Source organism: Streptococcus sp. W151 (assembly GCF_053010205.1).
Genome location: NZ_JBRKNT010000012.1, coordinates 1 through 4,904, shown reverse-complemented (window position 1 = coordinate 4,904; position 4,904 = coordinate 1). Strand labels below are relative to the sequence as shown.

Annotated in this window: 6 protein-coding genes and 1 pseudogene; 2 read left to right on the top strand and 5 right to left on the bottom strand. The window is 36.7% G+C overall.

What is annotated here, in order from left to right; all coding sequences use genetic code 11:
- The 3 genes and pseudogenes from ACVC7Q_RS09860 to ACVC7Q_RS09850 all read right to left on the bottom strand — a co-directional run.
- Positions 1–372 (bottom strand): annotated as a pseudogene (locus ACVC7Q_RS09860) (replication initiation factor domain-containing protein); the annotation flags it as partial.
- Positions 373–534: 162 nt separating this feature from the next.
- Positions 535–900, bottom strand: a complete 366-nt coding sequence (locus tag ACVC7Q_RS09855; RefSeq protein ID WP_447265721.1) for a hypothetical protein — start codon at positions 898–900, stop codon at positions 535–537.
- 259 nt (positions 901–1,159) lie between these two features.
- The gene (locus ACVC7Q_RS09850; RefSeq protein ID WP_447265720.1) at positions 1,160–1,408 is read right to left on the bottom strand and encodes a hypothetical protein; all 249 of its coding nucleotides are present in this window, start codon (positions 1,406–1,408) and stop codon (positions 1,160–1,162) included.
- Positions 1,409–1,581: 173 nt separating this feature from the next.
- Here ACVC7Q_RS09850 and ACVC7Q_RS09845 point away from each other — a divergent pair, with 173 nt between their 5' ends.
- Positions 1,582–2,124, top strand: a complete 543-nt coding sequence (locus ACVC7Q_RS09845) for a hypothetical protein (protein ID WP_447265719.1) — start codon at positions 1,582–1,584, stop codon at positions 2,122–2,124.
- Positions 2,125–2,160: 36 nt separating this feature from the next.
- Complete coding sequence (locus ACVC7Q_RS09840) at positions 2,161–2,475, top strand: plasmid mobilization protein (RefSeq protein WP_447265718.1); 315 nt, start codon at positions 2,161–2,163, stop codon at positions 2,473–2,475.
- Positions 2,476–2,642: 167 nt separating this feature from the next.
- Here ACVC7Q_RS09840 and ACVC7Q_RS09835 read toward each other — a convergent pair whose 3' ends face one another.
- Together ACVC7Q_RS09835 and ACVC7Q_RS09830 are read right to left on the bottom strand one after the other, a co-directional pair.
- Positions 2,643–3,977, bottom strand: a complete 1,335-nt coding sequence (locus tag ACVC7Q_RS09835) for a type IV secretory system conjugative DNA transfer family protein (RefSeq protein WP_447265717.1) — start codon at positions 3,975–3,977, stop codon at positions 2,643–2,645.
- Positions 3,977–4,904, bottom strand: a 928-nt coding sequence (locus ACVC7Q_RS09830; protein WP_447265716.1) for a replication initiation factor domain-containing protein, incomplete at its 5' end; no start/stop codon positions are given. The genes ACVC7Q_RS09830 and ACVC7Q_RS09835, both read right to left, overlap by 1 nt.

Below are 4,904 nucleotides of genomic sequence, written 5' to 3'. Positions count from 1 at the left end.
TTCTTCTTCATCATCTTTTGGTTTTGGCTTGTTTTTCGGCTCATACGTCGTTAAAATCGTAAATATTTTAACCCAGTCATTATCATTTCTTAGAGCCAAATCAGTAGAACCTTGACCCGTATAAACGACGTTCATTGTTGCCGAGCTATTTTTTCGAACGGGATTTTTTGTATCTGTGTAATCGTTCCAATAAACGCTGACATAGTTCCCAAGCGTTGCACCTTGGTTGTAAAAGTTTTTTCCTGAGCATTTTTCGAACTCCTTGAAATCATAACCGAGCAATTCAAGCAGATTTTCATCAAGTGTATTTGTTGGCTCTTCATCGTAACATTTGGACGATAACGAGAGCCAGTCTATTTTGTATTTTTGCATGTTTATATATCCTCAATTGTCAAAATTTTTAAAAGTGCCAAATTGTATCTAAAGCCCTTTCATTCTAAGGCTTTCAGCACCTCACGATGTACGTGGTGCCCCCATGATTATTGAGGGGGGCTTACCAGTGGGAGCTTCGCTCCCACTGTCCCACGTTATAGGCTAATATTCAGCAATCTGCCCTTTTTGTTCGATGTAAATCATGTTAGCTTGTTTGATATCGTACCCAAGTCCAGCAACCTTATACGAACCCAAGAGCTCAAATTTTCGTTCTTCTGGAAGAACAATTTTAACCATTTTCCCAGTAGCAAACTCAATGAAAGAGTAAGTATACCCGTCCGAAACTTCAGAACGCTTATCCTTGCCATTTTCATCCTTGATTTTATTTCCTAAATCATCTTTCAATTTTGGGAAATGTTGACTCGCCCTAATTCCCACGTCGATAACAACTAGGTTGCTAAATAGCGTTAAGTTTGCGGTTTTGTTTTTGCTCTCTTGCAGAGCTTTCAATTTTTCAATTTGTGACATACAAAAAAATGTCCTTTCTAAAATGTTGTCGCTTACCACGACCTGCAAACACTTTAGAAAAGACACTCTACTTTTATTTAACCACCCTACTTGACCCACTGAGGCCTTTTTTGGTATAATGGTTTTGTTCGAAAAAAAGTGAGAGTCTTACTGAGTTGACTGCCAGGTCTAGGTAAGACTTTTTTTGTTGTCCGCGAGTTGTTCGACGACTCACGGACGGTTTTATTATACTAGTTCAACAAAACATTGTCAAACTAGTTTACAATTTTTCGATATAATCGATAATTTTTGATTTGTAACTATCGCCCGATTTTTGAATTGTAAATCCATCTAATTCATCAAGCAACTGCAACAAATCAGCATAATCAAAAATATCGTTATTGCGTTCGCGTTCTAACTCGTTAAATCGTTCGAATAACGATTTATCAGTATCTAATAAATCATCACGATAACGACTGTAATCACGGATTATCATGTTTCGCAACGTTGCTGTTTTATCATGTTTCATGGAATTCTTCCTTTCCTTTAGGTTAATTACATTATATCACTATGTAACTCGTTTGACAAGCTCAAATCCCTATTTATTACTTGATTTTTAATATAAAAAGTGTTACACTTTATGCAAATATAGTTACAATTTGCTATTTTTTAGATACTAAAATATAAAGGGGTGCATGAAATATGACAATCCGCGAATTTATAGAATTACAGCAAAAAATTTACGACTTGGATAAAAACACGTACAATAAAATTAAAACGAAAATATCTCGTGAATTATCAAAAATTGAAGCGTGGACGACCGAACAAGAACCAGCAACACGCAAAACTGCAAAAACAAAATCAATCGAATTAACTGACGAGGTTTTGGCAGAATTAAAAGAAAAAATGAAGCCATATTTTTTGAAGTTATCAAAATTCCAAGCAGAAGACATTGAATTTGAAAGACAACTCAACGAAATCAAAGCTTACAATTTAACAAGCGATTTTAAAAAGTCAAATCGTGATAATCCTGAAATTCATGAAATCCCGTCCTACAAAAAAATGGAAGTCATGATCGAAGCTCTATTTAATTTGCACTTTGATTTAAACGAAGAAGAATGGAAAGCAGATTACTCATTTTACAAAAATTTCGAAAGTGACCCTGAAGTTTTACCAACAGAAGGAATGGCATTCACAACAGCAAAATTACGTGATCCTTATAAACATTACGTAACAAAAAAGTGATAGCACAAAGATAGCACAAGAAAGAAATATGATATCATGGCAGATAACAAATCAGTACAAATAATTTTAAGAACCACTAAAGAAGAAAAGGAAGAAATCACCAAGAAAGCTAAAGATAAAGGACTTTCAGTCAATGAATATATCAAGCAAAAACTCTTAAATCATAAAAACAGCAATGATAGCAGTAATGATATCAATGATAGCAAAGATGATAGCACTAGTGCTATCATTGAAATTTTAAGAGAACAATTAAAAACAAAAGATATACAAATCGCAAACTTGCAACAGATTATTTATAATCGAGATACAAAACTCATCGAGCATAAAAAATGGTGGCAATTCTGGAAATAAAAAATAAACAACAAAAAAAGATTTATACGTATTTTAATTTGACAGCAAGTAACCTACGCACAAACTTTTTAATTTTAGGAGTCGCGAGCTTTCCAGCTTCACAACTCCTAAAACAAGTTTGTTTTAGCGTAGCTTGCTATCAAACAAAAATACGGCATAAAACCTTTTTATTTTTGTTGTTTATTTTTTAATCCGAGATTGTACGCTTTCTCAAATGCTTCCAAACCGTTGAAATTGTGCGAATACAAATCGCAGACAAAATACATCATCGGTTGCGTTGTCAGTCCGTCGCAAACATAAAATCCGCGAAAGTCTTCAACGTTTCCGACTGTTGCAATCTCGCCAAATGCCATGCGTTGCGTGTCTGCATTAGCGGAACCGAGCAATATTTTTGTTGAGAATTGCTGACGGATTTTTTGCGGTAGCGTGTCTGTACTTGGGTCTTGGGTGCTAGCAATGACAGAGACACCCACAGAGCGCCCTCTTTGAATGATAGCCGTTAAGTTAGCAACAAACTTTTTAGACTCTTTAGAGTCCATAAGAGCAACAATAGAACCAATTTCATCAGCAACCAGCACAACAGGTTGAAGCCCAACTTCTGACGCTTTCAGACCTATTTTTTGACGTTTCTGAACCTCATCAGCCATTATCTTCTGACGTTGCTTGATAATGGCTAGAATATCTTCTAGCTGCTCAAAAACTGGGTCAATATCCGATACAATTTTATCAGCTGGACAAAAACCTTTGAATGAACTAAATTCATCTTTTCCATCGATGAAGCGAACATCTGCGCCCATTGTAAAAAGCTGGAGTATTATGCCAAAAAGTACAGTAGTTTTCTTACTCCCAGTTTTGCCCCATACTGAAATATGGGCTCTTTCTGAAAGATTAATCTCTAGCCCTTTTTGTAGCTTGATGATATACTTTTCAGCCTTTATGTCGTCCATGGTCGCTGGTCGCCATGTTTTATCAGTTCCCACGTCCTCGAGTACAAACTTATAATACAATCCATCTGATGTTATCATTGCAGATGTTACCGCATACGCTCCCAGCTTATCTCGAAAACTAGAATTGATATCTTCTGTGAGCTTTTCGATATCATACATACCAGCTAATTTCTCCACGGTAACTGTTATGTGTGAGGGTAGGCTGGCGCCCACCCTCACGGAGGGAACAGATATGTGTGGTGTGTCCTGTAAGCGATTAACTGCCATAGTTGCAAGCAAGCTTTTAGTGACTGCTTTTTCTGCCTTTTTCTCGGTGATATATTTTCCGATTGTCCCCGCTTTAATTACTGACCCTGTCAGCGCATACGCCCGCCAAATCGTCAATATAGCGACCAGCGACCACAAAACCATTTGAACAAGTTTAATCGATACAACCAGCCCCAGCAACAAAGACAAAATGGCCAAAGCTAAAACTAAAGCCCACCAAGTCCAAAACTGAACGTAAAAAGGCACTTTATAGACGTTCTGAGCGTTCTTTTTATAGGTGATAGCCATTATTCGCCACCTCGCTCTCTTTTGATTTCTATACCAAGCAAAAATTTAGTCAGATAGTCATTAATTGTTTCATCTGACTTGTTTCGTGTATCTGAAATTATTCTACTTTGCTTTTTAGATAGCTCGTTAGGTTTTTTTGCCTTTCGAAGCAAATCGTAGATATCAAATCCGCGCTCCTGTCCGATTTTTTCGAGTACGTTTAAACTCGGTAAAACTGCTACTCGAAGCCATTCCATAGTTTCAGCAAGCATCACATCTCTTTCTGGCAAATCAAACCCCTTGCGCTCATCATACTGCAAAAAATCTTCCCACCACCGCGTCTTATACCACCGATTTTTATTCTTGCCCCTCGGGGTTAAAATTTCTAAGAGATTTCGAAGCGAGCTCTTGAAGATTTTATCAATACTTTCACCGTTTAAGATATCTTCAACAATACTATTTGTATAACATTTTGAAAAGCTAATTTCATAACGTTGCCAAACTTCCTTGCCTGTTTTTTTCCAATGTTCCCGAACATCAGACGTTACAAGTTGATTTTTTTCTTTATATTGAGCTAGCTTATCATACATACGTAAATATGTATTTCCGCGACTGCCACTCGCACTGCGAGCGTTGCCGATGTAGATTGTTTCGCCTAATTTTTGACCATTCTGGTCAGAAGTTTTGACAATATTATACGAGCGTTTTGATGACCGATAATGCCCCTTTTTGAGTTTTTTCTCAATATCATCAAATTTAACGAGTTCATCATAATCATCTAACGCGATATCAATACGCGTTATATTTACCGCGGGTTTATCTTCTTCTTCATCATCTTTTGGTTTTGGCTTGTTTTTCGGCTCATACGTCGTTAAAATCGTAAATATTTTAACCCAGTCATTATCATTTCTTAGAGCCAAATCAGTAGAACCTTGACCCGTATAAACG

What these genes read in the sequence shown, in the direction of transcription:
- ACVC7Q_RS09840 (WP_447265718.1), top strand. Translation starts at nt 2,161, where the DNA reads ATGGCAGATAACAAATCAGTACAAATAATTTTAAGAACCACTAAAGAA.
- ACVC7Q_RS09850 (WP_447265720.1), bottom strand. Translation starts at nt 1,408, where the DNA reads ATGAAACATGATAAAACAGCAACGTTGCGAAACATGATAATCCGTGAT.
- ACVC7Q_RS09835 (WP_447265717.1), bottom strand. Translation starts at nt 3,977, where the DNA reads ATGGCTATCACCTATAAAAAGAACGCTCAGAACGTCTATAAAGTGCCT.
- ACVC7Q_RS09845 (WP_447265719.1), top strand. Translation starts at nt 1,582, where the DNA reads ATGACAATCCGCGAATTTATAGAATTACAGCAAAAAATTTACGACTTG.
- ACVC7Q_RS09855 (WP_447265721.1), bottom strand. Translation starts at nt 900, where the DNA reads ATGTCACAAATTGAAAAATTGAAAGCTCTGCAAGAGAGCAAAAACAAA.